Here is a 4,113-nt window from a genome sequence, read left to right on the forward strand (position 1 = left end):
AGGATAGAGGTTATCATATAATGCCTTGGATTCCCGCAGAAATTCCGGAGAAAAAATGATTCTATCGGTTCCAAACTTTTCCCTTATTCGTTCTGTATAGCCCACTGGAATTGTACTTTTTATCACCATCACTGCAGTGTCACTATTTTGTATAACCAGTTCAATAACAGCCTCTACTGATGAACAGTCAAAATGCTGGGTTAACGGGTCATAATTTGTTGGTGTTGCAATCACAACAAAATCAGCCTCTTTATATGCACTGACACCATCCAGTGTAGCTGTTAATCTAAGAGGCTTTTCCTTTAAATAATTTTCTATATATTCATCCCGTACAGGAGAGATTTTTTTATTAATTTTATCGACTTTATCCTCTATTACATCCACAGCTATCACATCATGATACTGAGATAATAGCACTGCCATGGATAATCCTACATAACCTGTTCCTGCGACTGTTATTTTAAGATTTTCATATTTTTGCATTTTTCACCAACATATCTCTGCATAAATAAACATTCTTCTAAATATTTTATCGGTTGTTATCCAAATATTCTAAAGGTGCAAAATTCCTACCCTGTTCAGAAAACCTCTCCCCAAAATATTATGGCCCAAGCCATACATAAATATTATGATATCTTGTTTCATAAGCTTCCCCAATTGTTCCAATCTTCCTTCTGCGGGTAATTACACAAAAAACCTGCCAATAAGCTGAAGGAACTGCGATCAGACAACCTATTCTTGCATAATGACATCAGCTGCAGATCACGCCAATAATCATCCTCTTGATTATTATCTACTACCAGCAATCGTTCCGCTATATCCAATAAGCCCAATTCAGCTGCATGGTCTTCACACCAGGCAATGTCATCAGAAAACAAAAGATACAAGGATACATTATGGCTGGCATCAAAGGATCTGATCAATCCTTGATAATACTCCGGCTGAGCAGACCACCCCATTGCAGCCATATCGCCACGACGAATATGTATGGCAGTAGGCTCACTGGCTTGGATAATCTTGGCCTGAAGCTGAAGATTAAGCTCATCATCAAATGGCAGAAATTGAAGGGCTGCCATTATTTCTTCTTTTGCTTGACTGAGAAAGCTGCTTGATAGCCAATAGCCATGCCAATATATATTGTCATTTATATCTATATCCAAAGAATCTCCTACTGCAAATTCCTGCATATCACCATTAAATTTTATATTGGTTATTCCCTTTTCCCTAATCGCCCTAAGTGGAAGACCATTCATTCTAAGCTGTTCAGGAATATCTGTTCCCTGTTGGCGCAATTCTATCATATATTGCCACACTTCCGGGCTAAATCTCTGACTCAGCATTGGCAAATCCAGGTTAAATATCCGTTTAAGCTCATATCCATGATGGGGAACATCATCACCCCAAAATTTTCCATCATCAATAACAACATCCACTTGAGGGAGCAGCTTCCGATACCAATGGTAAAACATAAACTGAAATATCTGGTTGCCCAATCCACCATTCATAAATATTATATGCACTTATCCTCATCACCTTATTACCCATTCATTATATCCACATCTTCTACCATAACAGGCTTCTTCACTCCCTGAAAAAGCTGTATAACACTGCTGTCATCCCCATAATAGGCATCACAAATGGCTATGGACCTGTTCAAGTCTGTTGTATCATCAAAAATACCCCAGTTTTCCTTTTTATATTTTTCTACCATAGCAGTATAACGCTTTGATAATTCTGGCCTCATTGACCCCAATGTAGCTGGTATCAGCGGATGGGGCCGCCATAGAAGGGTTACATCACCTTTTTTACCATAAAAGAACTTCAACACGCTTTCTATTTTATCCAGGAGTTTTTCTCCGGACTCCAGCATTTTTCCAAGTCCGGTACCATACATGACTATCTTTTTCCATGTTCCATCTGCTTTTTTTATCTTTGCCAGCCAATCTGCCGGGATATCCTGATCTTCTTTCTTGGTATGACGCGCCTTATCCAGCTTTGGAGACCCCCATCCCTTCACCTTCTTCTCCCATATATGGCGAGTATCCTCCCCATACAGATTAACTAAAGCCTGGATATATATAGCCCGCATTTTTTCAGATTGCTGAACTATAATATCCGCATTTACATATACCGGCATTCTGGCATGGCGTTCCGCCCATTCTGGGGTAGCCCCTGCTTCATTTGAAATAAAATATGGTATATATATCAACTGATCAGTATACTTTTTCAGCTTATCGCTGTAATATTCCGGTGCCACTGAGGTAACCCGATTATAAGCATCATATGGATTATGAATATATATTTTATCCGGATGTACCGCTGCCAAATCCACATTTTGATAATTTGTTATTGGTACATATTCAGGAAATTCATTTCCTTCCCAATGCCACTCTTTTGCAGAGCCATCTGGATTACGGTCACAATATGGTATAGGCATTACTACAGCATCACAATCACCCTCATCCCTGGCCCTTTCCCAAACACTTTCCAGGCTATCCCACATTGAAGCCTTATACGGAAGAAAAAACACCATTTTTTTATCTTCAGGAAGCTGCTGGCATATAGTATTTTTTAATTCCACTAGCTTTGACAACAGCCTATCAACAGACATACGAACCGACTTGCCGGCTTCATGGGCCAGCCTGATTTTTTCTATTAAAGCTACAGGCTCTTCCAGCTTTTCAATAAGTGCTGCACCTAACCCACCATAATTAACCAGCAACTCGCCTATACTAATAATTTCATCTGAGATATCATCCAGTATTATCCCTGTTTTCTGGTTTTCTGTAAGCATTTTCTGTACAACATTATGTATATTGTCTATTTTTATTAAAATTTCTTTCTTGTAATGCCCCTGCACCTATACTCACACCTTTTATAAAGAAATACTATCAGTGACATCAGCCCAATCTTCCATGACTTTTGCTATGGCTACAGATATTTCTTCACTGACATAACTGTTATTTATACCAGACTCTATCTCCTTGCTGAAGGCTACCAATTCATACCTTATTCCTTCACCCTCCAACTGGTAGAAAAATCTTTTATTCATATTCTGGTCCTCATACTTTACTTCGAAATAATCAGTTTTCCACCATGGCGAAGGTACATAAATATAGCCCTTTGTACCGGTAATCACAAGACTGCCTTCAGATTTGGCCATTTTTGCCACTTTGATTGACGCAACAGCATTGGAATAAATAAAATCTATCTTGGTAAACCCATCAAAGGTTTTGGCTTCATCTGCATAGCAGGAAACGATGTGCTTGTCAATATAGCCCGTCCCCAAAAGCTGAAACACCGGCAATAGAGCTGTAGGCCCCCAGGCGGTAATACTGTTCCATATACCCTTTAGATTTGCTGTATCATAATTTCGCATCAAACTGGTGCAGGTAGCATCCACGGATATTACCTTGCCAATAGCCCCGGATTTTACCAAAAGCAACAAGCGATTATAAGCTGTTCCATAGGCAGTTTTAAGTGCGTCCATCAAAACTACATTATTATTTCTCGCCAAGTCAAAAAGCTCTTGACACTGGACGGCATTCATAGTTATAGGGGATTCACATAAAACATGCTTTCCTTCATGGATAGCTTTTTTTATAAGTTCATAATGCCGTTCTGGCTGAGAAAACAAATAAATGGCATCTTCCCCAACATTGGATCCGTCATCCAGCACTTCTACACCATTAACATAATCACTTTCACGACGAATCTTGTTTCCCAATCCTTTATCTTCAACAATCCTGATAGCAATTTTCCGTTTTTCTGAACGGACCTGGGAGCTGGATACCCCCTCGGTCCTTGGTAAATACACTACCTTGCAGTATTCCTCCAAATAGTCAAACTTACCCACCCAATCTGACCCAACGGTAAAAATATCCACACCATACCGTCGGATATCGTCTATTTTCTGGCCCTCATATTCCTCTATAATAATTCCATCAGCCAGGCCCGTTTCGCGTACGCCTGCTATTCGTTCCATCAAGGACTGCTGAACATTGATTTTTCCGCGGCTTTTATCAAAACTGTCTGCAGTGACACCCACTATAAGATAATCCCCCAATGCCTTGGCCCTTTCCAAAAGGCGTTTATGGCCATAATGAAGCAAAT

The 4,113-nt window shown here is 39.8% G+C and carries 3 protein-coding genes and 1 pseudogene; all 4 read right to left on the reverse strand.

Features of this window, described 5'->3' with window-relative positions:
• A pseudogene (locus K6C05_RS08115) lies at nt 1-483 on the reverse strand (UDP-glucose 6-dehydrogenase); the annotation flags it as partial.
• Nucleotides 484-641: 158 nt separating this feature from the next.
• The gene (locus tag K6C05_RS08120; protein ID WP_296733476.1) at nt 642-1,520 is read right to left on the reverse strand and encodes an alpha-1,2-fucosyltransferase; all 879 of its coding nucleotides are present in this window, start codon (nt 1,518-1,520) and stop codon (nt 642-644) included.
• Between the two features lie 17 nt (nt 1,521-1,537).
• The gene (locus K6C05_RS08125; RefSeq protein ID WP_296733477.1) at nt 1,538-2,794 is read right to left on the reverse strand and encodes a hypothetical protein; all 1,257 of its coding nucleotides are present in this window, start codon (nt 2,792-2,794) and stop codon (nt 1,538-1,540) included.
• Nucleotides 2,795-2,875: 81 nt separating this feature from the next.
• Nucleotides 2,876-4,113 (reverse strand): Gfo/Idh/MocA family oxidoreductase (locus K6C05_RS08130; RefSeq protein WP_296733479.1); only part of this gene is annotated, 1,238 nt, incomplete at its 5' end.

It is taken from the genome of Anaerovibrio sp. (assembly GCF_024697385.1).
GTDB lineage: Bacteria > Bacillota > Negativicutes > Selenomonadales > Selenomonadaceae > Anaerovibrio.

Bases quoted from the DNA above. Each gene is read 5' to 3' on its own strand.
- K6C05_RS08125 (WP_296733477.1), bottom strand. From the start codon at position 2,794: ATGCTTACAGAAAACCAGAAAACAGGGATAATACTGGATGATATCTCA.